Consider the following 26,149-nt stretch of genomic DNA (forward strand, 5'->3'; position numbering starts at 1 on the left):
CGGCGCCCCACCTCCCGGACTGCGAGATGAAAGCATCTCTCATCATCGGCACCACCTTCGGCCTGGCGGTCGTCTCTGCCTTCGCCGCCGAGCAGCTCCGTCCCCGCGCCGCGGAGCTCGAAGGAATCGAGGTAGCCAGCGGTCTCGAGGCGACGCTCTTCGCGGAGTCGCCGATGCTCACCAACCCCACCAACCTCGACGTCGACCATCGAGGGCGGGTGTGGGTGGTGGAGGGCTACAACTACCGGAACTCCCTGCACCCCGATCAGCCTGTTCGGGAGGAGGGCGACCGCGTCGTGATCCTCGAGGATAGCGACGGCGACGGAGCGGCGGACGTCCAGAAGGTCTTCTACCAGGGCCGCGACATCGACGCGGCGATGGGGATCGCGGTCCTCGGCAACCAGGTGATCGTCTCCTCCTACGGCCAGGTCCTGCGCCTCACCGACACCGACGGGGACGACCGGGCAGATCAGAAGGAAGTGATCTTCCGGCTGAACGACGCCGACCACGACCATACCGTCCACGCCTTCGTCTTCGGCCCCGACGGCCGGCTCTACTTCAACGTGGGGGACGAGGGGAAGTTCGTCCTCACGCCCGCGGGCGACACGATTGTCGACCTGGCCGGGAACAAGGTCACGTCGAATGGCAATCCTTACCGGAAGGGGATGGCATTCCGCGTCGAACCGGACGGCAGCCGCTTCGAGGTGCTCGGCCACAACTTCCGGAACCCCTACGAGGTTTCGGTCGATGCGTACGGCACGCTCTGGCAGAGCGACAACGACGACGACGGGAACCGCGCCGTGCGCATCAACTTCGTGATGGAAGGCGGGAACTACGGCTACACCGACGAGATGACCGGGGCTGGCTGGCGCACGCCGCGCACGGGCATGGCGGATTCGATTCCTCTGCGCCACTGGCACCTGAACGATCCGGGCGTGGTCCCGAACGTCCTGCAGACGGGAGCCGGCTCGCCGGCGGGAATCATGGTGTACGAGGGTAGCCTCCTGCCGGAGCGATATCACAACGCCATGATCCACGCCGACGCCGGCGTGCGCGTGGTGCGGGCCTACCCGGTGGAGAAGGACGGCGCCGGCTATCGCGGGAGGATCGAACCGATCCTCACCGGGACCGACGATCCGCTCTTCCGCCCGGTCGACGTCGCCGCCGCGCCCGACGGCTCGCTCTTCGTGGCCGACTGGTACGATCCCGGAGTCGGCGGCCACAATGTCCGCGATCTGACTTACGGCCGGGTCATCCGGGTCGCTCCTCCGCAACAGGCCTACCGGGTGATGCCGGCGGACCTCTCGACGGCCGAGGGAGCTGCGCGGGCACTATCCAGCCCGAACCAGGCGACGCGCTACCTCGCCTATCGGCGCCTGGAGTCGCTGGGCGCGGAGGAAGAAGCCGCCCTCCGGGCGGTGTGGGAGAGTGGGAGCTCCCGCGAGAAGGCGCGCGCCCTATGGCTCCTCGGCCTCCATCCGGAGCGCGGCGAGCGCTACATCGACGAGGCTCTCTCCAGCGACGATCCCGACCTGCGGATCACAGGATTGCGTGTTGCCCGGCGCGCCGGGCTCGAGATCCTGCCGCTCGCCCGCCGCCTGGTGCACGACCCCTCACCGCAGGTACGCCGGGAAGTGGCGCTGGCGCTCCGGTATGAAGACGACCCACAGACGGCGGAGGTATGGGCGGAGCTCGCCCTCCAGCACGACGGACGGGACCGCTGGTACCTCGAGGCGCTGGGAATCGCGGCGGACGGGCGGTGGGACCAGTTCTTTGCCGCATGGGTAGAGCGCGCGGGCGATCGGTTGAACACGCCGGCAGCTCGCGACGTGGTGTGGAGGGCGCGCACGGACGCAGCACTCCCCCGGCTCGCGGCCTACATCCGTGCGACCGCGAGCGAGGACGAGGAGCGGTTGCGGTATTTCCGCGCCTTCGACTTCCACCAGGGTGCCGCGCGCGAGCAGACCCTCCTGACGCTGCTCGACGGCGACCATCCCGATCGCGACGCGATCGCTGCACTGGCCCTCATGCATCTGACGCCGGAAATGGCAGCAGGAGATGGCCGGGTGGCCTCTGCTCTGCGCCGGGCGCTCGACGCGGTGCGCGGCACCGAGCGCTTCGTGCAGCTAGCCGAGCGCTACGAGGCTCGAGAGCGCGCCAACGAGCTCGTCGATCTGGCGCTGGCGCAGCCGGACAGCTCAGCGGGCATCCAGGCGGCGAGGCTGGCCCTGAATTGGGGAGCGGCGGACGGCTTTGCCAGCGCGCTTGCGGGGGATGACGAAGCGCGGACGGAGCGGGCGACCCTGGTGCTGGGAGCGGCCGGCAGCACCGAGGCGGTCGAGCTCCTTCAAAACACCGTCACCGCGACGGACCGCCCGCTGTCGCTGCGGCGTGCGGCGGTTCAAGCCCTCGGGCGTACGCAGTCTGGTGAGCGACAGCTGCTGGAGCTCGTTCGCCAGAGGAGCCTTCCCGCGGACCTGGAGCCAGCGGCCGCCGCGGTGCTCTTCAGCTCTTTCCGCAGCGGAATCCGGGAGGCCGCGGCGGAGTACCTCACGCCACCGGCTGCCGCCTCTGCGGACGGGGCGCCGCTGCCGCCCGTAGGCGAGCTGGCGCGGCAGCGCGGCGACGTCGAGGCAGGGCGGGCGGTGTTCGCTCGCGCTTGCGCCGTCTGCCACACCGCCGAGGGCGTGGGGAATGACTTCGGGCCAGGCCTCTCCACCATCGGGGCGAAGCTGTCGCGCGGGGCACTGTACACAGCCATCCTGGAGCCGAGCGCGGGTATCAGCTTCAACTACCTTGGGGAATCGATCCGGCTCGACGACGGGACCGAAGTGTCGGGAATCGTCGCGGGAGAAACTGAAAACGAACTCACGTTGCGGCTCCCCGGCGGCGTCAGCGCCCGCTATGCGAAGACACGCGTCGAGGCGCGACAGCGGCTCGACGGGTCCCTCATGCCTGACAACCTGGAGCAGGCGATGACCCGCCAGGAACTGGTAGACCTGGTCGAGTACCTGGCCTCGCTCCGTTGATAGAAATCGCGATGGAAACCCCTCGGACGGTACAGATCCACCCCGCCGACAACGTGGTTGTGGCGGTGCGTCCCCTCGCCGCTGGCGAGGAGGTCGAGTTGCCCACGGGCCGGCTCCACCTCGCGCAGGATGTACCCGCCGGCCATAAGATCGCCGTCGTGCCGATCGCGGCGGGCGAGGCGGTGGTGAAGTACGGCTTCCCCATCGGGCGGGCCACCGAGTCGATCGAGCCGGGAGCGTGGGTGCACTCTCACAACCTGGCGACCGCTCTCTCGGGGAAGCAGAGCTACGAGTACCGTCCGGTCCCACCGCCAGCGCCGTACACGGGCCCGGTCCCGACCTTCATGGGGTACCGCCGGGCCGACGGGCGGGTAGGCGTGCGGAACGAGGTCTGGATCGTCAACACGGTGGGCTGCGTGAATACTGCCGCTGAACGGATCGCCCGCGCCGCTTCGGAGCGCTTCGCGGATCGCATCGACGGCGTACACGCCTTCGCCCACCCGTACGGCTGCAGCCAGCTCGGCGACGACCTGGTCAACACCCAACGCGTGCTCGCGGGGCTCATGCGCCATCCGAACGCCGGCGGGGTGCTGGTGCTCGGGCTGGGGTGCGAGAACAACCAGATGGACAGCCTCCTCCGCGTCGCCGGCGACGTGGACCAGAGCCGTCTCCTCTTCTTCAACACCCAGGACGTGCTGGACGAGGTCGAGGAAGGCCTCGACGCGGTGACGCAGCTGGTCGAGCGCATGGCGGTTGATCGGCGCGTGGAGTGCCCCGCCTCCGAACTCATCCTGGGGCACAAGTGCGGCGGCTCAGACGGCTTCAGTGGCATCTCGGCCAACGCCCTGGTCGGGCGAATCGCCGACCGGCTGTCCGCCATGGGCGGCGGCGTCATCCTCACCGAGGTGCCGGAGATGTTCGGCGCTGAGCAGGTGCTGATGAACCGCGCCGTCGACGAGCAGGTCTTCGGCCAGGTCGTCACCATGATCGACGACTTCAAGGACTACTTCATCCGGCACGGCCAGCCGATCTATGAGAACCCGTCCCCGGGGAACAAGGCGGGCGGCCTCACCACCCTGGAGGAGAAATCCCTCGGCGCAATTCAGAAAGGAGGGCAGGCCCCCGTGCGCCGCGTCCTGCGCTACGGCGACCGGGCGGAGACCGGCGGCCTCTCCCTGCTGGAGGCGCCCGGCAACGACGGGGTCTCGTCCACCGCTATGGTGGCGAGCGGCGCTGTGATCCTGCTCTTCACTACCGGCCGTGGGACCCCGCTGGGCTTCCCGGTCCCGACCGTCAAGATCTCCTCGAACACGGCGATCGCGGAGAAGAAGCCGCACTGGATCGACTTCAACGCGGGACGGCTGCTTGATGGTACGGCAACGATGGAGGAGCTCGCTGACGAGCTGTTCGAGTACATCCTCGACGTCGCCTCGGGACGCGAGATGACGAACAACGAGCGTCACGGGTACCGAGAGATCGCCATCTGGAAGGAAGGAGTCACTCTCTGAGCCCGGCGGCCCGTCGCCGTCGCTGATGATTGTGCCCGGCTCGGCGTCGTGGTAGCCTGCGAGCGACACCGGCCCCCAGACCTAATCTTCCCCCGCTCCGCCTCGCCAGAAGGAGCTGGAGGGCGACCGTTTTCCATTGACCCGGCATGCAACCGACACTATCCCGCAGGCTGATTCTGGATCCCGAGTTCCGGGCACGAACCGACGTGGTTCTGCCTGACCCCGCGCATTTGGATCTCCCCGAACGGGCGATCCAGTTCGGCACCGGCGCGTTCCTGCGCGGCTTCGTCGACTACTTTCTGGACCAGGCGAATCGTCAGGGTCGCTTCAACGGCCGGGTGGTGATGGTGGGATCCACCGGGAGCGGTCGCGACCGGACGATCAACGAGCAGGACGGCCTGTACACCCTGTCGATCCAGGGGCTGAAGGAAAGAGAGAGGTTCGAGGAGAACCGGGTGATCGGTTCCGTGAGCCGGGCGATCTCGTCGCAGGGCGCCTGGGGCGAGGTGCTGGCCTGCGCGCGCAACCCCGACCTGCGCCTCGTCTTCTCCAATACCACGGAGGTCGGAATCACCCTCGACCAGGGGGACGATCCGTCGCTCGAGCCACCGCGCTCGTTCCCTGGCAAGCTGGCGCGCTTCCTCCTCGAGCGGGGCAGGGCATTCGACTACGCGGAGGAAGCCGGGGTGGTGGTGATTCCCTGCGAGCTGATCGAGGACAACGGCGATCGGCTGCGCCAGATCGTGCTCGATCTCGCCGCGCGCTGGGGCGTGGAGGAGGCCTTCGGGCGCTGGATCGAGAGCTCGGTGCCCTTCTGCAACACCCTCGTGGACCGCATCGTCCCGGGTAAGCCCACGGAGGAGCGCGCCCGAGAGCTGCGCGAACGCCTCGGCTACCAGGACGAGATGCTCACCGCCTGCGAGGTCTACCGGCTCTTCGCCATACAGGGAGACTCTGCGCTGGAGCAGAGGCTCGAGTTCGCTCAGGCCGACCCGGGGGTGATCGTCACGTCCGACGTCACCCCGTATCGGGAGCGCAAGGTGCGCTTGCTGAACGGCACGCACACGGCAATGGTTCCCGCCGCCCTGCTGTGCGGGCACGAGAGCGTTCGGGCGGCGGTGGAGGACGATCTGGTCGGCGCCTTCGTCCGGAAGCTGATGTTCGACGAGATCGTTCCCACGCTCGAGGCGGAGGGTGCCGAGCAGTTTGCGCGCGACGTCATCGACCGGTTCTCCAACCCGTTCATCCGCCACGCGCTGCTCGACATCACGCTGCAGGGAACGATGAAGATGCGGGTGCGCAACGTTCCCACCATCCGCCGATATGCGCAGCGCTTCGGCCGGGCTCCGAGCGCCTTTTCCTTCGGGCTCGCCGCCTTCCTCGTCTTCATGCGGGGAGAGCTGCAGGCATCCGCCCGAGAGCGCGGCCTCCGCGTACCTCCGGACGATCAGTCGGATCGGCTGCGTGAGCACTGGGAGGCGCTCCCCGACCGGACCGACGAGGCGCTACGCGAGCTGGCCGCTACCACTCTCTCCGATCAAGTGCTCTGGGAGGACGACCTCACCTCCATTCCGGGATTGCTCACGGCGGTCTCGGAGAGCTTGATCCGGATCGAGGGGCAGGGAGCCGAGCCAGCCCTCGCGGCGCTCCTCGAGAAAGACGCCGCGTGATGAACGCGGCCGCCATAGCAAACCTCATACGATCGACTTTATGCAAGATGCGCTCGAACGGCTGAGGCAGTTGCGACTCGCACCGGTGATCGTCATCGACGATCCCGCCGACGCCGAACCGCTCGCTGAAGCCCTGGTGGCCGGTGGCCTCCCCTGCGCGGAAGTGACCTTCCGGACCGCCGCGGCGGCGGAGGCGATCCGCCGTATGACGAAGGCGCAGCCGGAGATGCTGGTGGGGGCGGGCACCGTTCTCACCACCGAGCAGGCCGCCCAGGCGCGGGAGGCAGGAGCGCAGTTCATCGTGAGCCCGGGGTTCAACCCGGTCGTCGTGGATTACTGCCTCGAGCGGGGGATTCCCATCTTCCCGGGGGTCTGCACGCCGACCGAGATCGAGGCGGGGCTGCAGCGTGGCCTCAAGGTCCTCAAGTTCTTCCCTGCGGAGCCGGCGGGAGGGCTGTCGTACCTGAAGGCGATCTCGGCTCCCTATTCGATGGTGGAGTTCATCCCCACGGGTGGGATCAACGCGGAGAAGCTGCCCGCGTACCTTTCCTTCCGCAGCGTGGTGGCCTGCGGAGGGTCCTGGATGGCACCGAGCGACTGGATCCGCGCGGGACAGTTCGACAGGATCCGCGAGGAGACCGCGAAGGCCGTTGAAGCAATCAGACAGACGACCGGGGAAAGAACATGAAGCGTGTGGTGACGTTCGGGGAGATCATGCTGCGGCTGAAATCCCCGGGGCACGAGAGGCTCTTCCAGTCGCCAGTGCTCGAGGCGACCTTCGGTGGGGGCGAGTGCAACGTGGCGGTCTCGCTCGCCAACTTCGGTGTTCCGGCCTCCTTCGTCACCGCGGTGCCGGACAACAACCTGGGAGACGCGGCGATCGCCGAGGCACGGCGCTTCGGGGTGGACACCACCTTCATCCGGCGGCAGGGTGAGCGGCTGGGGATCTACTTCCTCGAGACCGGCTCGAACCAGCGACCCTCCAAGGTGACGTACGACCGGGCGCACTCCTCCATCGCCACCGCCCGCCCGGGGGACTTCGACTGGGACGCAATCCTGGCTGACGCGGGGTGGTTCCACATCACCGGCATCACGCCCGCGCTGAGCCAGAGCGCGGCGGACCTGGCGCTCGAGGCGGTGCAGCAGGCCCGGGCCAAAGGGATCCCCGTGTCGTGCGATTACAACTATCGCAAGAACCTCTGGAAGTACGGCAAGTCGGCTCCCGAGGTCATGCGGGAGCTGGTCAAGCACGTGACCGTGGGGATCGCGAACGAGGAGGACTGCCAGAAGTCGCTCGGCATCGAGGTCGACGTGGATGTCCAGTCGGGCGAGCTGGAGACGGAGAAGTACCGGCAGATGGCCGAGCGCGTGATGCGCGAGTTTCCCAATCTCGAGAAGCAGGCGATCACCCTGCGCGAGAGCCGCAGCGCCGATCGCAACGGCTGGGGGGCTTGCCTGCACAATGGCACCGACTTCCTGGTCAGCCGCAAGTACGAGATCACCGATATCGTGGACCGAGTGGGCGGCGGCGATTCGTTCGCCGCCGGGCTGATCTACGGTCTGCTGAGCTACGATGACGACCAGCAAGCGCTCGAGTTCGCGACCGCAGCCTCGTGTCTGAAGCACACGATTCCCGGTGACTTCAACCGTGTCAGCGTGGCCGAGGTGCAGGCCCTGATGAAAGGCGATGCCAGCGGCCGCGTCCAGCGATAGACGACATTCCGCGCAGCGGGCGACCTCCGCGATCGCCCGCTGCGATTCCCGTACGCCCCCCTTCCACGCGGCAAAGGAGTTTGAATGGATTCGAAAGAGAGAAACCCGGGCACGGAGTCGGTCGAGCTCGATGCGGCCAATGCCGGGAGCGCCGGGGCATCCGCAATCGCGCAAGCCGCCGAAGGCGTTCCGGGAGCGATCAAGGGGAAGCGCACCGGTTATCGGTGGGTAATCTGCGGTATGATCTTCCTGGCGACGACGATCAACTACATCGATCGCCAGGTGATCAGCATCCTGGCTCCCTACCTCACCGACCTGTTCAACTGGTCGGAGGTGGATTACGCCACGATCGTACAGGCGTTCAGCATCTCATACGGCTTCGGCTACCTGTTGATGGGTCGCCTGAGCGATATCATCGGCGTGAAGCGGGGCTACTCTCTCTTCATCGGCGGGTGGAGCCTCGCCGCGATGGCGCACGCGGTGGCGCGCACGGTGCCGGGCTTCGCCTTTGCGCGCGGCCTGCTCGGCATCAGTGAGGGCGGAAACTTCCCGGTCGCCATCAAGGCGGTCGCCGAGTGGTTCCCCAAGAACGAGCGGGCGTTCGCGACCGGGATCTTCAATGCGGGCACGAACGTCGGGGCGATGCTGGCGCCCGTGCTGGTCCCGATGATCACCCTCACGCTCGGATGGCAGTGGGCCTTCATCCTGACCGGCCTGCTCGGCTTCGTCTGGATCATCGCCTGGTGGGCGATCTACCGCTCTCCGGAGGATCACCCGAGGGTGTCAGCCGCGGAGCTGGCGTACATCCGGAGCGATCCGCCCGAGCCCACGCATAAGGTGGGCTGGGGGAAGCTGCTCACCTACAAGCAGACCTGGGCGTTCGTGGGGGCGAAGTTCTTCACCGACCCGATCTGGTGGTTCTATCTGTTCTGGATGCCGAAATTCCTCGATACGAACTTCGGCCTCTCCCTGAGCGAGTTGGTCTGGCCGCTGCTGACGATCTACGTCGTGGCCGACGTCGGGTCAGTGGCGGGTGGATACGTTTCCGGCGCGCTCATGAACCGCGGTTGGTCGGTGAACATGGGGCGTAAGATCGCGATGCTGATTCCCGCCCTGTTGATCGTCTTCACCGTCTTCGCCCCGCTGGCAACCACCATGTGGATGGCGGTCGCGTTCGTGAGCATGGCGGCCGCCTCGCACCAGTGGTGGTCGGCCAACCTGTTCACGACCGCCAGCGACATGTTCCCGCGGTGGGCCACCGCTTCGGTGGTGGGGCTCGGCGGGTTCGCCGGATCGATGGGAGGGTTCCTCTTCCAGTGGCTCACCGGGCAGATCCTGGAGGCCACGGACAGCAACTACACCGTCATCTTCATCATCTGCGGCCTGGCCTACGTCACTGCGCTGGGGATCTTCCACATCATCGTGCCGAACCTGGAGCCGGCGAAGATCGAGAAGCCGGCCTGAGCACCGGCCTGAGCACCTGGCGTGGAGGAGACTCCGCATCCTGGGTCATAATCCTCTGGCCTACGACAGAACCCCCGGGGTTGGGGCCCCGGGGGTTCGTTGTAGCTCCCTGCCAGCGGATTACCCCCGGCCGTTGCATCAGCAATCGGCGTCAGCCCCCGGCCGACGTATCGACCCCCCGCTATCGCACCGACTCCCAGCCGTCGCTTCAGCTCCCAGCCATGACTCCAGCTCGCGGCCAACCCATCAACCAGCTGCCGACGCAGCCGCCTGCAATCGCTCGAATGCGACCTGCGCCGCGGCGGGTGCCGCGTGGCTGTGCCGGGAGAGCTCCACCGAAGCGACTCCCTGGTAATTCACTTCGCGCAACGCTTCCAGGATCGCCCGAAAATCCAGCTCGCCCTCGCCGATCTGGAGATGGTCGTGGATCCGCCCGCGCATATCGTCGAGGTGCACGTTGCGCAGGTCGTCAGCGTAGCGGCGGATCGCCTCCCCGGGGCCGTAGTCCTCGGTGCAGCGCACGTGACCGACGTCCAGTGTGAGGCCCAGGGCGGGATGGGAGACGGCGTCGCGCAGCCGCTCCCAACCCTCCATCGACTCGACGAACATACCCGGCTCCGGCTCGAACGCGACACCCACCCCCAGGGTTGCAGCACGCTCACAGAGCTCGTGAACCGCGGGAACGAGCCGCCCCCAGCCCTCCTCCTCGGTTACTCCCGCCGGTAACCCGCCGGACCAGATCGAGAGCTGAGGCGCGCCGATCTCCGCTGCGATCTCCAGGCAGCGGCCCAGCATCTCGAACCGCTGACGGCGCTCGCCGGGATCCGCCTCCAGCAGCGTAGGCCGGTGCTTGCGGCGAGGGTCCAGAACGAACCTGGCCCCGGCCTCGACGACGGGGGCCAGGTTCAGTTCCTCCAGGCGCCGCCGCAGGCGGCGCATATCGGCAGTGGTGGACGAGAAGGGCGGGAGGTGGTGGACATCGGGAGTGAGCGCGACCGCCTGGTAGCCGATCGCGGCCAGGATCTCCAGCGCATCGTCCAGCCGGTGATGAGCGAACCCGTTGGTGTTGTAGCCGAGACGCATGCTCAGGAGCCGCCCCCGGCGGCCCGCAGCGTTCCTCGCCTACCCCCGGTATCCTTCGCCGCCCACTCGAGAAGCGCATCGTACTGCCGGTGCAGATTCATCTCTTCGGTTCCCTCGGGTGTCTTGAAGAAGGCCGCGAGCGCCGCAATCTGACCCGCTTCTCCCCGGTGCTTGGCCACCGTAATCAGCCTGGCGAGGTCCAGCACCAGAGGCGCCGCCAGGACTGCGTCGGTGCCTTCCCAGGTGAACTGCATCCGCATCCGGTGACCGCCCCAGCCGCGGAACTGGATGAAGTCCCAGGCAACCTTGTGGTCGGCCAGGGGAGGGAAGTAGTCGATCCGTACGTCACCAGCCGGACTGTAACCGAGGCACCGCTCCAGGACTCCCTGCTTGGACGCCACCTTGCTCGCCGCGTTCTCGGCGTAGGAGAGGACCTGACCGTCGGTGTTTCCGAGGATGTTCGTGCCGTACCAGCCCTCCACCTTCAGGCCGCGGATGGCGAACATGGGAGCCAGGGTGGTCTTCACCAGTGTCTCGCCGGTCTTGCCATCGCGCCCGGCCACGGGGAGGCCGCGAGTCTGGGCCATCTCCACCAGGGCGGGCAGGCTGGCACCGGTGGAAGGAGTGAAGTTGACGTACGGCATCCCCAGCGAGAGCGCCGCGTAGGCATAGAGGGTGGAGGCCGGGATGCGCGGGTCGTCCTCCTCGATCCCGCGCTCGAAGCGGGCCAGCGACCATTCGAAGAGGGAGGGATCGCAGAGCGGCTCTGTGGAGGCGACGTTCACCACCACGGTCTGCTCGCCGTCGGCGAAGCGCTCGAGATCGGCGGTCACCCGTGCGATGGCATCGCGCGCTGATTCCTGGAACAGCTCGAGCGATTCGGCGCCACCGAGAGCTTCCACGGCAGCACCGGCGCGACGCAGGATTCCCACGGTGAGGGGCGCCTGCCGCAGGACGGGAAGCACCCCCTCCAGTACCGAGGGCGCAAAGACCGCGCGCGTGGAAGCGCTATCGGCGGCCGCCTCCGCCACCGTCCCCGCCCGGATGTCGCAGCCGCCGAAGGCGATCTCCTCGACCGGCGGCAACCCGGGAAGCGTATCGAAGGGGGGCCGCGTAGTGATCACTCCCTCGAGCGGCAGGAGTTCCTTCTGCGCAGCAACGGTACCGACGGCCGTGGCGGTCGCGATGGTGCCACGGGCGCCGATCATCCAGATCTTCAAAGTCTGTCTCCAATCGAAAAGGTAGGCCCGCGCCTGCCCGTTCCCGCTCCGATCAGCTGATGGGGATCAGCTTCCGCCCCCAGCGAACGAGCGCGAGTAGCGGCGGGAAGATGAGCGCGCTTCGGCCAGGAGAACGCGGCGCGGCCAGCGCGGCGTCCAGCGCGGGAATGGCGCGGATCATGGACCCGACTGCAGGGCCGACGGCGGCCGGGCCTGGCTCGGCGACGGCGCGGCGCACGGCCCCTCCCGCCAGTGCCGCAGCGGCGATCGTCCAGGGAAGCGCACGGCGCCCGCCGCGCACGGCCGCAGCTGCCAGCGCGGCGCCACCGACTACGACACCCGGGAGCGGCGTCCTGTTCCCGGTTTCCTCCGTTTCACCGCGCGCGAGTACGGTCAGGCCCGCCACGTAGCCTCCCAGGATCGCCGCAGCTCCGAGCCCTCTTCGCAGGCCGCCGCCCCGCGCGGCCGCTTCCGCGCCGGTGAGCAGGGAAAGGGCGCGACACGCCCCCATCGCCGCTGGCCCAAGCGTCGTCCGTTTGAGCGCGAAGTTGTAGGCGAGCACGGACGCCGCCAGCGCGGGTCCGGTGCGGCGCGCGCCGGCGCTGCGAGCGAGCATCAATCCCAGCCCCAGCAGCCCGGCGCCGAGCGCGGCCGCCTGACCTACCCCGACGGCACCGGAAGGGATGGGCCGCTCGGGACGCTCGCGCGCATCCTCCTCCCGATCGGCAACGTCGTTCAACGCCATGCCGGCCAGATAGGTGGAGGCGGAGGCCAGCACCACCCCCGCCGCACGGCCCACGCTCAGCCGACCGCTGGCGACCAACATGCCCGTGAGCGGATCGCCCACCGCGGAAAAGACCGCCGGAGCCCGCACCAGTCGCAGGTACGGGAGAAGGCGCTCAGAGATCTTCATCGTCGTGGTCAGGGAGAATCGGTGAAGACGTGGCGCAGGATGATTTCCCGCACCGTGGTCGCCTCCACCGGTCCATCTGGAAGCAGCTCGGGTGCGTTCGACATGATCAGGGGACCGACCTGTGGATCGTCGACCGGTCGTCCGTGCGAGCCCTTCACCAGGGAGGCATCGAGCGGCACCACCTCCAGCAGGTAGCGGAAGCCGAGCGCCTTCTTCGCCAGCGTCAGCCCTACTTTCAGCGGCAGGGCGCGGATCTCGGGATCGGTGAACAACTCGACCGGGTCGTAACCAGGCTTCCTGTGGATGTCTACGGTGCGCGCATAGTCAGGCGCGCGATCGTCATCGAGCCAGAAGTAGTAGCTGAACCACCGATCGGGACGGGAGATGGCCACCAGCTCTCCCGAGCGCGGGTGATCGAGCCCTCGCTCGGCTTTCCCGGCGTCGTCGAGGACTACCTCGATCCCCTCCTGCGCTTCGAGCAGGGCCTTGACCTCAGCGACGCGCTCCGGCCGCCGCACGTACACGTGCGCGATCTGGTGATCCGCCACCGCAAAGGCCTCGGACGCACCCGCGTCCAGCTTTTCGCTGCCCAGCTCCTCCCGCACACGGATCAGCCCGGCGCGGCGGAGCACCCGGTTGATGTGCACGGCGCCGCGCACCGGGGTGATTCCGTACTCGGATAGGACCACCACGTGGGCCCCGTCCCGCTCGAAATGCTCGATCAGTTCACCGCAGACGCCATCGATCTGGCGGAGATCGCGCACGATGGCCGGGTCTTCCGGGCCTATCCGCTGCAGGTTGTAGTCGAGGTGCGGGAGATAGACGAGGGTGAGGGTCGGCCGCCTGGTGTCGTATACGTACCGGCTGGCATCCGCCACCCACTGGGTCGAGCGGATGTCGGCGTTGGGCCCCCAGAAGTGAAAGAGGGGGAAGATCCCGAACTTCTCGGTCAGCTCCGCCCGCAGCTCGGGTGGCTCTGTGTAGACGTCCGGTAGCTTGCGACCGTCGGCGGGGTACATCGGGCGGGGCGTCGCGGAGAACTCGACGTCCGCGTACATGTTGTACCACCAGAACATCTGGGCGCAGGTGAAGTGTGGATCCCTGCGCCGCGCCTCGTGCCACAGCTTCTCGCCCTGCACCAGGTGGTTGCTCTGGCGCCACAGCCAGACTTCCGCCAGGTCGCGGAAATACCACCCGTTGGCGACCACTCCGTGATCCCGCGGGAGCGCGCCGGTAGTGAAGGTCGCGTGCGCTGTCGTGGTGACTGCCGGAAGTACTTCGCGGAGGGCGCGAACCGCCCCCCGCGATGCGAAAGCCTGCAGATTGGGTGTGTGTTCTCCGAGCAGTGCCGGCGTCAGCCCAACAACGTCGAGGACGACCGTCCTGCGCATCACGCGTTCGCCACCACCGCCTCCTGACCGCGGGCGGGGAGCCGGAACTTCGGCGACTGCCCCAGGAAGGCCGCCGGGTTGCTGTAGATCACCTGCCGGATCAGCTCCTCCGAGTGTCCCCGCCGGCGCATCGCCAGAGCGAACTGAGGCACGGCAACCGGCACGCTGGGTCCCCAGTCGCAGGCCGAGGCGACGCAGATGCGCTCGGGGCCGTGCTCCTCGATGATGTCGATCGCGCGCTCGGGGGAAACCTTCGTCTGCGGATAGAGTGTGAGCCCGGTCCAGAAGCCATTGTCGAGGATCATCTCAACGGTGTGCTCCTCGGCGTGATCCACCATGACCCGGCTGGGGTCGAGGTCGGGGAACTCGAGCAGCACGTCGATGGTGGCGCGCGTCCCCTTGTACTTGTCCTCGAGGTGCGGGGTGTGGATGTGGATCATCTGGTGTTGCTCGAGGGCGAACGCGACGTGATCGCGGAACGTCTCGATCTCATTGCGCGTCACCCGATTCATCCCGATCTCGCCGATGCCGAGCACGTTGGGTCGGTCGAGGTACTTGGGGATGCGCCGCAATACCTCCCGCGCGAGCTCCCGGTCCTCTCCCTCCTTCGGGTTCAGGCAGAGCCAGGTGTAGTGCTGGATGCCGTACTGGGCGGCGCGGGCGGGCTCGAAGGTGGTGAGCTGCCGGAAGTAGTCCTCGAAGCCGTCTGCCGAGGAGCGATCCCAGCCTGCCCAGAAAGCCGGTTCAGTCACGGCCACGCAACCCGTCAGCGCCATCTGCTGATAGTCGTCGGTGGTCCGCGAGACCATGTGGGCGTGCAGGTCGATGTATTCCATCAGGGTTGCTCCTTCCAGCGGTCGTACGCCCCTTTGGCCCCTTTCTGATCGAGCGCGGCGCGGGGCTCGGTGGTGGGGTCGCTGAAGATCATCTGTATCCGCTTTACCCGCCCGGGTTCATCGGAGCACAGGACCTCGAGCGCTTCCCGGAAGGCCCGCATGCGAAAGTCAGTGCGGACCGCGGGGTCGCCGCTGCGATCGAGCCGATCGAGGTAGGCGGCCACGTCGAGCAACCGGGTCCGGTTTTCGATGAAGTACTCGTCGATCAGCCCGGTTCCTGACCTGGGCGATGGGATGGCGGACACGAACCCTCCTGGTGCATGAGGTGGGAGCCCGGGCGTCCGGTCACCCGGTGAGTTTTCCCTGGCTGAGCATAGCTTTTCGAGGGGCCGGAAGCAACCGCGCGCCGCCGGTGAAACACCGACGGCGCGCCCCTCGGACGGTGGCGTGGAATCAGGCCTGCGCGTCGCGTGCGAAAGCGGCGTCGAATGCAACCCCCGAGGCGGGGAAGTCCACTGAGCGCACGAAGCCGCACGCCTCCTCCGCGCCGTGCTCGCGGTCCATCCCGATGTCCTCCCACTCGATCGAGAGCGGACCATCGTACCCTGCGCGGTTGAGCGCCCGGATCACCTCCTCGAAATCGATGCTTCCGCGCCCCAGCGAGCGGAAATCCCAGTACCGGTCGCGGTGCCCGAACGGGAGGTGACCACCGAAGACGCCCGAGGGCTTCGGGTGCTCCGACCACCAGACGTCCTTCATATGGACGTGGTAGATGCGGTCGGCGAAGCGAGTAATGAAGGCGGCGTAGTCCACCCCCTGGTAACCGAGGTGGCTGGGATCGTAGTTGAAGCCGAAGGCCTCACGCCGACCCACTGCCTCGAGCGCCCTCTCCGCGGATGAGATGTCGAAGGCGATTTCGGTCGGGTGCACCTCGAGCGCGAAGCGCACACCCACCTCGTCGAAGACATCCAGGATCGGGTTCCAGCGATCGGCGAAATCCTGATACCCGGCATCGATCATGGAGTCCGGCACCGGCGGGAAGCTGTAGAGCAGGTGCCAGATCGACGAGCCGGTGAAGCCGGGCACCACCTTCACGCCGAGCTTGGCCGCGGCGCGGGCGGTGTTCTTCATCTCCTCCGCCGCCCGCTGGCGCACCCCCTCCGGATCGCCGTCGCCCCACACCCGCTCCGGCAGGATGGCCTTGTGCCGCTCGTCGATCCGGTCGCACACCGCCTGCCCGACCAGGTGATTGCTGATCGCATACACCTCCAGGTCGTAGCGGGCGAGCAGGTCACGGCGCCCCTGGCAGTAGTCGTCCTCCGAGAGCGCCCGCTCCACGTCGAAGTGGTCGCCCCAGCACGCCAGCTCGAGCCCATCGAATCCCCACGAGGAGGCCTTCTGTGCAAGCTCCTCCAAGGGAAGATCGGCCCACTGTCCGGTGAAAAGTGTGACTGGTCGGGACATAACGCAGATTGGTTTGAGTTTGCAAAGTGAAAGCGGAAATTACGAATTACGAATTATGAATTACGAATTGGAAGTCAGAAAGTCTGCCGCGAAAACGGAAAACCGCGAAGCAGTAATTCGTAATTCGTAATTAAAGCTTTATGTCCACCCAGGTGCGCGATTCATTGCTCTTGAGCACCGCCTCCACCACCTTCACCTCGACGTGGCCGTCCTCGAAGGTCGGGAAGCCGAGCGGGTCGGGGCGGTTGCCGACACCGGCGCGGATTGCCTTATAGAAGTTCAGGAACAGGTTGCGCGGGCCGTCGGGGTAGCCCTCCGGGTGGCCGCCGGGATAGTGGGCGTAAGTGCGCGCGTTGGCGTCGAGCAGCGACGGGTCCTTGATGAGGACCTCGTTGGGTTGGTCGCGGTAGCCGATCCAGAGCTGGTTGGGCTCCTCCTGATTCCAGGCGATCGCCCGCTTGCTGCCGTCGATCTCGAACCACTGCCGGTTCTTCCGCCCGGCGCTCACCTGCGAGACCGTCAACGAGCCGCGCAACCCGCCGGAGAACTCCAGCAGCAGGAAGCCTCCGTCCTCAGTGTCGATGGCGACCTCGTCGTACTCCTGCGGGGCGCCCAGCTCCTTCCCCTTGTAGGTCTCCACCTCCTGGCGCGGCTTCTTGCGGGTCTCATGCACGCGGAAGAGCTGCGCGAAGACACGCTCGATCTTACGGCCGGTGACGAACTGCATCAGGTCGCACCAGTGGGAGCCGATGTCCGCAATGGCGCGGGAAGCGCCGCTGATCTTCGACTCCAGCCGCCAGTTGTAATCGGTGTCGTGCAGCAGCCAGTCCTGCAGGTAGTGCCCCTGCACGAGGTGCAGGTCGCCGAGCTCGCCTCGCTCCACCATCCCCCGCGCGTGCTGGATGATGGGGTAACCGCGGTAATTGAAGTTGATCGCGGTGAGGACCCCCTTCTCCCGCGCCAAGCGCACGAGGTCCGCCGATTCCTCCGAAGTCAGCGTCAGCGGCTTCTCCGAGAGGACGTGCTTGCCGGCCGCGATCAACTCCCGGTTCACCTCGTAGTGGAGGTTGTTCGGCGTGCAGTTGTGCACCGCGGTGATATCCGGGTGCCGCAGGATGTCACGCCAGTCGTCGTAGACGTGGGGGATGGCGAAGTTGGCGGCCAGCTCCTCCGCGCGCGGGCGATCGATCGAGGAGATCGCCACCACGTTCACCCCCGGCACACGCCGGAGCCCGTCCACGTGGGCCGCTCCCATGAAGCCGGACCCGATGACCGCAACATTAATCGGTTCCATTGAGTCGAACCTTAGAGATTAGTGTGAAATTCTGAATTTTGAAGTATGAATTTTGAATTAAGGCCGAGATATGCGCCCCGCAATCAATTCAAAATCAAAAATTCAAAGTTCAAAATCATGAACGCTATTTTCACCCGCCCGGGGGCGTATATCTCGCCTCTACCCAGCCTCCCTCACGTCCGCTGCGGATGGCGGTCTCGATGAAGTGCACGCCGCGCGCGCCCTCCTGCACGGTGGGGAAGTCGGTGTCGAACTCACCCGGCTGCTCTCCCGCGATACGGGCGGCGATGGTGCGGGCGGCGTTGCGGTAGATGTTCGCGAAGGCTTCGATGAAGGCTTCGTGATGCCCGAAGGGGATGCGCGAGTTGTGGCGAACGATGGGGTCGAGGTAGTCGTTGCCGCGCTTGTAGACTCGTTCGGGCTGGTCGACGTACATCACGCGGAGGTAGTTGGGATTCTCCTGCCGCCAGTCGAGGCCCGCTTCGGTGCCGTAGATCCGCACGCGCAGCCCGTTCTCCTCACCGACGGAAATCTGCGAGGAGTAGATGATGCCGCGGGCGCCCCCCTGGTAATGAACCAGGAGGTTGGCGTCGTCCTCCAGCTCGTATCCGGAGCCGAAGGTGGTGGTGTCGGCGCAGACCGCCTCCAGCTCCAGACCGGTGATGTAGCGCGCCAGGTGCCACGCGTGCAGCCCGATGTCACCGACGGCCGAGGAAATCCCGGCGATCTTGGGGTCGAGACGCCACATGTTGATGCCGGCCGCCTTCGCCAGCCATCCCTGAGGGTACTCCGCCACGATCTTGCGAATCGTCCCGAGCTTCCCCTGGCGCACCAGCTCGCGCGCCTGCTTGACCATGGGAAAGCCGGTGTAGTTGTGGGTGAGGACGAAGACAGCCTGCTTCTGCTCCACCAGCCGGCAGAGCTCCTCGGCGTCCTCCAGGGTGGTCGTCATCGGCTTGTCGCAGACGACGTGGAAGCCCGCCTCGAGAAAGGCGCGAGCAATCTGGAAATGGGAGACATTGGGTGTTACAATGGAGACGAAGTCGATTCGCTCGCCCTCCGGGAGTCGACTCTCCCTCTCCACCATCTGCTCCCAGGAGTCGTACACGCGGGACGGATCCAGGAAGAGCTCCCGCCCTTGCTGACGTGATTTCTCGGCCGACGACGAGAAGGCGCCCGCCACGAGCTCGATCTCTCCGTCCAGGGCGGCCGCCTTACGATGTACCCCGCCGATGAAGGCGCCAGGACCTCCTCCTACCATCCCGTAGCGAATCTTTCGATCCAGAGGCATTGTCGCGTGTGGTCTGTGGTGGGGTTGCGGAGTGGTGTCGTGTCGCGGGGCAAGGTACGTGGCCTCGAGTGTGGTTTCAAGGCATCCCCCAAACGGCCTCCGCGCGGTTTTTGTAACCATCTGTAGGCGCAGTGGCTTGGGACTCGTAATTGCAGCGTTTCTCGAGCAGCCCGACGAAGCGACGGTACGGGGCCGCTTCAAATCATCTGCAGAATTCCTGGCGCCTCCTCCCGTACTGTGACGAGACGAGCCAGGAACCCCGATCTCCTCGGGGCACGCCGGGTCACCTGCCAGGGGAGGGGAGCATGCATCATCGCGATCGGTCCCGCCTCGCGCGGAAGGTCACACTGGCGCTCCTGGCCGTCGGATCGACGGCTTGCGCCGGTAACGGGTTCCGGCCACCCACGGAATCCGATCCCGACGAGCAGGTGCGTGTCGGTTACGACACGCAGGATCGGGAGGATGTGACCGGTTCGGTGGGGTCGGTCACGGCGGAAGACATCGCGGGGCAGAAGGTCACCCGCGTGGAGGAGATGATCGAGGGTCGCTTCGCCGGCGTCCAGGTCATCCGCAACCGCAACGGAGAGTTCACGCTCCGCATCCGCGGAGTCTCGACCTTCATGGGCAGCTCCGAGCCGCTCTTCGTGATCGACGGCATGCCGGTCCACACCGCCCCCGGTCGCGCCCTCATCGGCCTCAACCCGGCCGACATTGCCCGCATCGACATCCTCAAGGATGCGGGCGCCACCGCCATCTACGGCAGCCGCGGCGCGAACGGAGTGGTGCTGATCACGACCAAGCGGGCGAGGTAAAGGCTGGAATTACGAATTACGAATTACTGGCGGCTGCCGCTCACGAGATTTCGAGGCCACTCGCGGAGTTGCAGCGCCACCCAGACGTTGGCTGCGACATCCAGGAACCGGTGCCCCCCGTAATTCGTAATTCGTAATTCGGCCGGAGGCCGCGTCAGTCCCCGAAGCATATCCCCAGCCGCCGCGCCGTCAGCACGAGCTCGCCGTCCATGGGGACGCGCTTGATGTCCTGGATGGCGTCGCCGAGCGGGACGGCGCGGATGCTGTTCCCCTGCAGCGCGACCATGCAGCCGTAGTTGCCGCGCTCCACACAGCGGACGGCGGCGGCGCCGAAGCGGAGCGCCAGGTTGCGGTCATAGGGGATCGGCGAACCACCCCGCTGGATGTGCCCCAGCACCAGCGTCCGCGTCTCCTTCCCGCTCCTCTCCTCGATCTCGCTGGCCAGCCGCTCGGCGATGCCACCGTAGCGCTTGGTGTCGCCCACGAAGCTCGGCTCGCCCCCCACCGGCCGCGCCCCCTCCGCCACCACCACGATGCTGAAGCGCCGACCACTCCGCTCCCGCTCCCGGATCTTATCTACGATCGCGTCGACGGAGTAAGGGATCTCGGGGATCAGAATCACGTCCGCTCCACCCGCCAGACCCGACTCCATGGCAATCCACCCGGTGTGCCGCCCCATCACCTGCACGACCATCACCCGCTGGTGCGCCTCGGCGGTCGAGTGGAGGCGCCCGATGGCGTCGGTCGCCACCTCCACCGCGGTCTGGAAGCCAAACGTCACGTCGGTGGCGGCGAGGTCGTTGTCGATCGTCTTCGGCACGCCCACCACGCGCAATCCCCGCTGAAACAGGATGTGCGCGATCCGCAGCGATCCGTCACCGCCGATGGCGATGAGCGCATCGATCTGCGCCTCGCGGAAACGGTCGATGATCTCCTGCGAACGGTCGCCGCTCCCCCAGGTGCCATCGGGAGTGCGAACCTCGAGACCGAAGGGGTTGCCTCGCGTGGTGGTTCCCAGGATGGTGCCGCCCAGGTGGGTGATGCCGCTGATGATGTCCGCGGTGAGCGGCACCAGCCCGGGCTCGCCGTCGATCTCCGGGACCAGCAGCCCCATGTATCCCCGCCGGATGCCAACGACCTCCCAGCCATTCTGGAGCGCCGTGAGTGTCGCGGCACGGATCACCGCGTTCAATCCCGGTGCGTCGCCTCCGCCGGTATTGATGGCGATCCGCCGGATCTGGTTGTAGCTGTTCATCAAATCAGGTGGTGCGAATCTCCTGCTACGCCGTTCGGCGGCCGCACAAGCCCTCGTGCCGCCGCCTGGTCGAAGCCGGGGATTCTGGCAAGCGTCCCGCCTCCGCACAAGTAAGCCCGGGGGAGCGGCAACCTTCGCGCCCACCGGCACCGCCCGTAGGCATCGGCCGTGCAGGTCCTCTCGCCACCGTAGCAATACCCCTCTATGTTGTGCGACCTCAGGCCGGCTTCATCCTTCCGGCCTTTTCAGCCACACGGGCAAGCATGGCGAAGGAAGCGAACGGCACCGAACAGCAAGCACCCCAGCTCGAGCTGGACCCGCGGCTGCAGGAAGCCTCGCGCCTCACCGACGAGGAGCGGTGGAGCGAGGCCTTCGAGCTACTGCAGGGAATGGAGTCCGAGTATCCGGACGATCCCATGCTCATGGCCATGCTGGGCACCGTCGCCGGTGAGATGGAGGCACGTGGGCTCGCGTACGACTACTTCCGCAAGGGCCTCGCCGCGCAGCCCACGGACCCGGACATCCTGGTGCTCCTGGGCGCCGGGCTCGCCCGGTTCGACGACCCGGAGGCGGAGGGCGTCCTTCGGTTGGCGGCGCTGACCGCGCCGCACTTCGCCGCCGCACGCTACCAGTACGGCTCGTACCTCGCACGCGAGGGGATGGTGGAGCTGGCCGTGAGCGAGCTGGTGGCAGCGCGCGACCTCGATCCCGAGGACGCCGCGATCCACCGGGAGCTGGGGCTGGCGTACTGGCTGGCCGGGGACACCCAGTCCGCCGCGGCAAGCCTCGAGCAGGCCGCCGAGCTCGCCGCCGAAGACGTGGAAGCCCGCCTCCTCGCCGGTTTCATGCGCATGCTGTCGGGCGAGGAGGAGGAGGGAGCCGAGGTGGTGGTGCGGACGGCGCCCGAGCTCGAGGAGGAGGGGGAGGTGCAGATCGTCGCGGCGCTCGCAGCGGGGGCCGAAGGATGGATCGACGAGGCGTGGACCGCCCTGGCCCGCGCCGGGGCCGCCGCCATCCCCGCCGACGAGGCGCTGGTCGTGGAGGTGGAAGAGGCGTTGGACGCGGGGGCGGAAGCGGCGCGCCGCCTGCTCCTGGAAGAAGTGCTACCGCGGGTCTTCCACGAGCGGATCCTCACCCGGCCGTGAGCCGATGAGGGCAGCCCGCATCCTCGGGTGGACGATCTTCGTGGCCGCGCTGGGTTGGGGTGGATCGGTTTTCGCTATCTATCTGTTCGGCCATCGTGACCAGGCGCGTCCCGCCGATGCCATCGTCGTGCTCGGAGCTGCCCAGTATCAGGGACGACCGTCGCCAGTGCTGCGCGCGCGGCTGGATCACGCGATCGCCCTCTATCGGGACTCCATCGCCAGCACGTTGATCCTGACCGGGGGAGTCGGGGTGGGAGACACGATCAGCGAGGCGGAGGTGGGGCGCCGGTATGCGGTAAAGGCGGGTGTTCCCTCGACCAGTATCCTTGTCGAGCGAACCGGGATCAGCACCGAGCAGTCGCTGCGAGCCGTCGCCCGGTTGATGCGCGAGCGCGGCCTGCACTCGGCGGTGCTGGTGAGTGATCCCTTTCACATGCTGCGGCTTCGTCTCGTGGCGTCACGCCTGGGGATCAGGCCGTACAGCTCGCCGACCCGGACCAGCCCGATTCGCGAGGGATCGGAAACGGAGTGGCGATTCCTGCTGCGCGAGAGCCTGATCCTCCCGTTCGTATTGCTCGGAATCGCCTGAGAGCCACCGCAACGAAACTGCCGCTGCATGGATTTCCCGGTAGAACCGTACGAGCTGCCCAACGGCCTGAGGGTCGTGCTGTCGGAGGACCACCGTCAGCCCGTGGTGGCGGTGAACCTCTGGTACAACGTCGGCAGCCGCAACGAGCGGGAAGGGCGCACGGGATTCGCCCACCTGTTCGAGCACATGATGTTCCAGGGCTCGGAGCACGTGCCCGACACCGCCCACATCGCTCACATCGAGCGGGTGGGCGGATCGATGAACGGATCCACCTGGCTCGACCGCACGAACTACTTCGAGACGGTCCCGGCCGATTGGCTGGAGCTCGCCCTGTGGCTGGAGTCCGACCGGATGGGGTTTCTGCTCCCGGCCATGACCCAGGAGAAGCTGGACAACCAGCGCAGCGTCGTGCAGAACGAGCGGCGCTGGCGGGTCGACAACCAGCCCTACGGTGACTGGGACGAGCGGATCCAGGCGTTGGTGTATCCGGAGGATCATCCCTATCACCATTCGGTAATCGGCAGCATGGCCGATCTCGATGCGGCCACGCTCGAGGACGTGCGGGAGTTCTTCCGCACCTACTACGCGCCGAACAACGCCGTGCTCACCATCTGCGGCGACTTCGATCCGGTTCGTGCGCGGGAGCTGGTTGATCGCTACTTCGGTCCGATCCCCCGCGGTCCCGAGGTTCCGCCAATTCCCGGGCGTACCGCGATCCCGATCCCCCGACCCGAGCCGGTCCGCGTCACGGTGGAGAGCCAGATCGCCTTGCCGCGCGTGTACCTGGCCTTTCGAACGCCTGCCTACGGGCACGAAGACTTCTATCCCGGCGACGTCCTTGCTCACCTCCTGGCCACCGGCAAGTCCTCGCGGCTCTACCGCTCGCTGGTGCGGGAGCGGAAGCTGGCGCAGAGCGTGGTGGCCTTCGCCTTTCCGATCGTGACCGGGGCGGCGATGATCGTGATCTGGGCCACTGCCCATGCCGGGGTCGACATCGCGGAGCTGGAGGCGGCACTCTGGACGGAGCTCGAGGCTCTGCATGGCGGGATCCCCGACCACGAACTGGCGCGAGCGCTGACGAGCATCGAGGCCAGGCAGGTGATCGGACTGCAGCAGGTGGGGGAACGGGCCGACCAGATCTCCATGTACACGACGCTCTTTGGCGACCCGTACCGCATCAACACCGAACTCGATCGCTACCGCGCGGTGACCCCCGACGACATCCGGCGCTTCGCACTCGCCTACCTCAGCAGAGGAGGCGCGGTCACGCTCACCTACGTGCCCCGTGCCGGGGGAGGGAACGGCTGATGGGAACCAACGCGACACCCACCCCCGAGCGCGTCGATCGCTCGCAGCCCCCCGGCCCCGGGCCGCGTCGTCCGTTCGCCTTTCCGGTCATCGAGCGGTTCGAGCTGGCGAACGGCCTTCCGGTGCTCACCGCGAGGACCGAAGGTCTCCCGGTGGCGACCCTGGCGTTGCTCGTCCCCGCTTCGGGCGTCTTCGAGCCGGAGGATCGTGCCGGCCTCGCTTCGCTTTCCGGGGCTCTCCTCGATTCGGGAACGGATCGGCGGTCAGCGTTCGAGATCGCCGAGACCTTCGAGAGCCTCGGTGCGCATTTTGGCGTCGGCACCGGCTGGGACACCACGGAGGTGGAGCTGACGGCGCTCACCTCCACGCTCTCCCCCGGCACCGAGCTGATGGCCGAGCTGGTGCGAAGCCCCTCCTTTCCGGGCGACGAGGTGGATCGGGTGCGCAAGGAGCATATCGCCTCGATCCTGCAACGGCGGGCGGAGCCGCGCGGTCTGGCCAACGAGGTCGCCGCCCGGTTCTTCTTTGCGCCCGAGAGCCCGTTTTCGCGACCGCTGGGCGGCACCACCCACACCCTGCAAGGGCTCACGCGGCAAGACATCGTCGATTTCCATCGCGGCCACTACACGCCCTTCGGCGCGACTCTCGTGGTCGCCGGAAACCTCGATCCGGAGGACGTTCGTGACCTCGCCGAAGCGACCTTCGGCGACTGGGTCGGCCCCGCCTCGGTGCGTCCAGTGGTCAGCTCGGCGCCCGCGGCGCGCGCGCGTCGAGTGGTGATCGTGGACCGACCCGGGTCGGTACAGTCGGAGCTGCGGGTGGGACACGTCGGGGTTGCGCGCAGCACCCCCGACTACTTCCCGCTGATCGTGATGAACACGATCCTCGGCGGGGCCTTTACCAGCCGGCTCAACCTGAACCTGCGGGAGAAGCAGGGCTTCACCTACGGAGTCTCCTCCGGGTTCGCCATGCGTCGCAACCCCGGACCATTCGTGATCTCCACCGCCGTGCAAAGCGAGGTGACCGCTGCGGCGCTGACCGAGATCTTCCGAGAGGTAGAGGCGATCCGCGATGCTCCGGTGTCCGCCAGCGAGCTGCAGGACGCTCGGAACTACATAGCCGGAGTATTCCCGCTTCGGTTGGAGACTACGGAGGGGGTCACGGCCCGACTGGTCGAGCTGGCGCTGCACGGCCTGCCGCTGGACTACTTCGACGCCTACCGCGACCGGGTGCTCGAGGTGCCGGCGGACGAGGTGCTGCGGGTGGCCCGACAGCACGTGCGGCCGGAGGAGATGTGCGTGGTGATCGTGGGGGACGCGGCGCAGGTCCGTGGGCCCGTCGAAGCACTCGACCTCGGGCCGGTCGAGGTCGTCAACGTGGAGGATCTGCCGTGACGGACCGTACACAGGGCGGGGAAGCCCCGGTGAAGCTGTCCTCTGTCCCGGTTCACAACGGGCGGATCGTCCACCTGAGCATCGACACCGTCCGCTTTCCGGACGGTAAGGTCGGCGAGCTGGAGATGATCCGGCATTCCGGTGCGGCGGCCGTGCTGCCCCTGCTGAGCGAGCGCGACGATCCCGACCCGGAAATCGTGCTGATCCGGCAGTACCGTTATGCCGGCGGCGGGTACATGCTCGAAGTCCCCGCTGGACGGCCCGACCGGCCGGGCGAGGACTGGGAAGTGTGCGCCCGGCGGGAGCTGGAGGAAGAGACCGGATACACGGCCGACCGCTTCACCCGACTGACGGGAATCCACACCACGCCGGGCTTCACTGACGAGTACATCCACCTGTACCTCGCCGAGGGCCTGCGCGAGGGAAACACGGCCCACGACCACGACGAGTACATCGAGGTCGAGCGGATGCCCATTTCGCATGCCCTCGACCTGATTCGGCAGGGAGAGATCACCGACGCCAAGACCGTAGTCACCCTCCTCTTCGCCTGGACTTACCTCCTGTCGGCGAGCAGACCCGCCCGCTGACCCAACGCAATCGGCTTCCCGACCATACGTTAGAGCAGCAGGGTGGTGCCGGAAGGAAAACCGTCACCCCTTCGCATTCGTAGTGACCAGAGCAAAGCGGTGGTCCGAGCGAGCGGACGTGTCCCGCTTTGCTCACACGCCTGTCCTCACTGAAGGACACAGAAGGATACACCCCCAGCTTGG

At 67.1% G+C, this 26,149-nt stretch carries 22 protein-coding genes; 12 read left to right on the forward strand and 10 right to left on the reverse strand.

Features of this window, described 5'->3' with window-relative positions; translation table 11 throughout:
- The first annotated feature begins 26 nt into the window (after positions 1-26).
- The 6 genes from VF167_07320 (at position 27) to VF167_07345 (ending at position 9,384) form a co-directional block, all read left to right on the forward strand.
- Positions 27-3,029, forward strand: a complete 3,003-nt coding sequence (locus tag VF167_07320; protein HEX6925224.1) for a PVC-type heme-binding CxxCH protein — start codon at positions 27-29, stop codon at positions 3,027-3,029.
- Between the two features lie 11 nt (positions 3,030-3,040).
- On the forward strand, positions 3,041-4,537 hold the full coding sequence (locus VF167_07325) for an altronate dehydratase family protein (protein ID HEX6925225.1): 1,497 nt from the start codon (positions 3,041-3,043) through the stop codon (positions 4,535-4,537).
- A 146-nt stretch (positions 4,538-4,683) separates the two neighbouring features.
- The gene (locus VF167_07330) at positions 4,684-6,207 is read left to right on the forward strand and encodes a tagaturonate reductase (GenBank protein ID HEX6925226.1); all 1,524 of its coding nucleotides are present in this window, start codon (positions 4,684-4,686) and stop codon (positions 6,205-6,207) included.
- 40 nt (positions 6,208-6,247) lie between these two features.
- Positions 6,248-6,895, forward strand: a complete 648-nt coding sequence (locus VF167_07335; protein HEX6925227.1) for a bifunctional 4-hydroxy-2-oxoglutarate aldolase/2-dehydro-3-deoxy-phosphogluconate aldolase — start codon at positions 6,248-6,250, stop codon at positions 6,893-6,895.
- Positions 6,892-7,920 (forward strand): sugar kinase, encoded by a 1,029-nt coding sequence (locus VF167_07340; GenBank protein HEX6925228.1) that lies wholly within the window; start codon positions 6,892-6,894, stop codon positions 7,918-7,920. Before VF167_07335 ends, VF167_07340 begins: the two co-directional genes overlap by 4 nt.
- A gap of 84 nt (positions 7,921-8,004) precedes the next feature.
- On the forward strand, positions 8,005-9,384 hold the full coding sequence (locus tag VF167_07345; protein HEX6925229.1) for an MFS transporter: 1,380 nt from the start codon (positions 8,005-8,007) through the stop codon (positions 9,382-9,384).
- Between the two features lie 246 nt (positions 9,385-9,630).
- Here the strand turns inward: VF167_07345 and VF167_07350 are convergent, their stop codons facing one another.
- The 9 genes from VF167_07350 to VF167_07390 form a co-directional block, all read right to left on the reverse strand.
- The gene (locus tag VF167_07350) at positions 9,631-10,467 is read right to left on the reverse strand and encodes a sugar phosphate isomerase/epimerase (protein HEX6925230.1); all 837 of its coding nucleotides are present in this window, start codon (positions 10,465-10,467) and stop codon (positions 9,631-9,633) included.
- Between the two features lie 2 nt (positions 10,468-10,469).
- Positions 10,470-11,687, reverse strand: coding sequence for an inositol-3-phosphate synthase (locus VF167_07355; protein ID HEX6925231.1), 1,218 nt, complete (start codon positions 11,685-11,687; stop codon positions 10,470-10,472).
- A gap of 52 nt (positions 11,688-11,739) precedes the next feature.
- A complete protein-coding gene (locus VF167_07360) occupies positions 11,740-12,600 on the reverse strand; it encodes a UbiA family prenyltransferase (protein HEX6925232.1) in 861 nt (286 codons plus the stop codon).
- An 8-nt stretch (positions 12,601-12,608) separates the two neighbouring features.
- Positions 12,609-13,991, reverse strand: coding sequence for a nucleotide pyrophosphatase/phosphodiesterase family protein (locus tag VF167_07365; protein ID HEX6925233.1), 1,383 nt, complete (start codon positions 13,989-13,991; stop codon positions 12,609-12,611).
- Positions 13,991-14,827: a TatD family hydrolase gene (locus tag VF167_07370; protein ID HEX6925234.1), complete on the reverse strand. Its 837-nt coding sequence runs from the start codon at positions 14,825-14,827 to the stop codon at positions 13,991-13,993. The genes VF167_07365 and VF167_07370 overlap by 1 nt, the downstream gene beginning before the upstream one ends.
- The gene (locus VF167_07375) at positions 14,827-15,132 is read right to left on the reverse strand and encodes a hypothetical protein (GenBank protein ID HEX6925235.1); all 306 of its coding nucleotides are present in this window, start codon (positions 15,130-15,132) and stop codon (positions 14,827-14,829) included. The genes VF167_07370 and VF167_07375 overlap by 1 nt, the downstream gene beginning before the upstream one ends.
- A gap of 148 nt (positions 15,133-15,280) precedes the next feature.
- Entirely contained in the window at positions 15,281-16,291 is a 1,011-nt protein-coding gene (locus VF167_07380) for a sugar phosphate isomerase/epimerase (protein HEX6925236.1), read from the reverse strand.
- Positions 16,292-16,421: 130 nt separating this feature from the next.
- Positions 16,422-17,585, reverse strand: a complete 1,164-nt coding sequence (locus VF167_07385) for a Gfo/Idh/MocA family oxidoreductase (protein HEX6925237.1) — start codon at positions 17,583-17,585, stop codon at positions 16,422-16,424.
- Positions 17,586-17,715: 130 nt separating this feature from the next.
- The gene (locus tag VF167_07390) at positions 17,716-18,876 is read right to left on the reverse strand and encodes a Gfo/Idh/MocA family oxidoreductase (protein HEX6925238.1); all 1,161 of its coding nucleotides are present in this window, start codon (positions 18,874-18,876) and stop codon (positions 17,716-17,718) included.
- A 305-nt stretch (positions 18,877-19,181) separates the two neighbouring features.
- Between VF167_07390 and VF167_07395 the strand changes: the two genes are divergently transcribed.
- Positions 19,182-19,688, forward strand: a complete 507-nt coding sequence (locus VF167_07395; GenBank protein HEX6925239.1) for a TonB-dependent receptor plug domain-containing protein — start codon at positions 19,182-19,184, stop codon at positions 19,686-19,688.
- 154 nt (positions 19,689-19,842) lie between these two features.
- Here VF167_07395 and VF167_07400 read toward each other — a convergent pair whose 3' ends face one another.
- Entirely contained in the window at positions 19,843-20,943 is a 1,101-nt protein-coding gene (locus VF167_07400) for an ATP-dependent 6-phosphofructokinase (GenBank protein ID HEX6925240.1), read from the reverse strand.
- Positions 20,944-21,206: 263 nt separating this feature from the next.
- On the opposite strand from VF167_07400, the gene VF167_07405 reads away from it, so the two are divergent.
- From VF167_07405 to VF167_07425, 5 genes are read left to right on the forward strand one after another with little or no spacing between them, the layout of a single operon-like run.
- Positions 21,207-22,088: a hypothetical protein gene (locus VF167_07405; protein ID HEX6925241.1), complete on the forward strand. Its 882-nt coding sequence runs from the start codon at positions 21,207-21,209 to the stop codon at positions 22,086-22,088.
- A gap of 4 nt (positions 22,089-22,092) precedes the next feature.
- A complete protein-coding gene (locus tag VF167_07410; protein HEX6925242.1) occupies positions 22,093-22,677 on the forward strand; it encodes a YdcF family protein in 585 nt (194 codons plus the stop codon).
- Positions 22,678-22,704: 27 nt separating this feature from the next.
- Positions 22,705-23,985, forward strand: a complete 1,281-nt coding sequence (locus VF167_07415; GenBank protein HEX6925243.1) for a pitrilysin family protein — start codon at positions 22,705-22,707, stop codon at positions 23,983-23,985.
- Positions 23,985-25,379 (forward strand): pitrilysin family protein, encoded by a 1,395-nt coding sequence (locus VF167_07420; protein ID HEX6925244.1) that lies wholly within the window; start codon positions 23,985-23,987, stop codon positions 25,377-25,379. The genes VF167_07415 and VF167_07420 overlap by 1 nt, the downstream gene beginning before the upstream one ends.
- Complete coding sequence (locus VF167_07425; protein HEX6925245.1) at positions 25,376-25,966, forward strand: NUDIX hydrolase; 591 nt, start codon at positions 25,376-25,378, stop codon at positions 25,964-25,966. The genes VF167_07420 and VF167_07425 overlap by 4 nt, the downstream gene beginning before the upstream one ends.
- Positions 25,967-26,149 lie beyond the last annotated feature (183 nt).

The organism is Longimicrobiaceae bacterium, from assembly GCA_036375715.1.
Taxonomy (GTDB): Bacteria; Gemmatimonadota; Gemmatimonadetes; order Longimicrobiales; family Longimicrobiaceae; genus DASVBS01.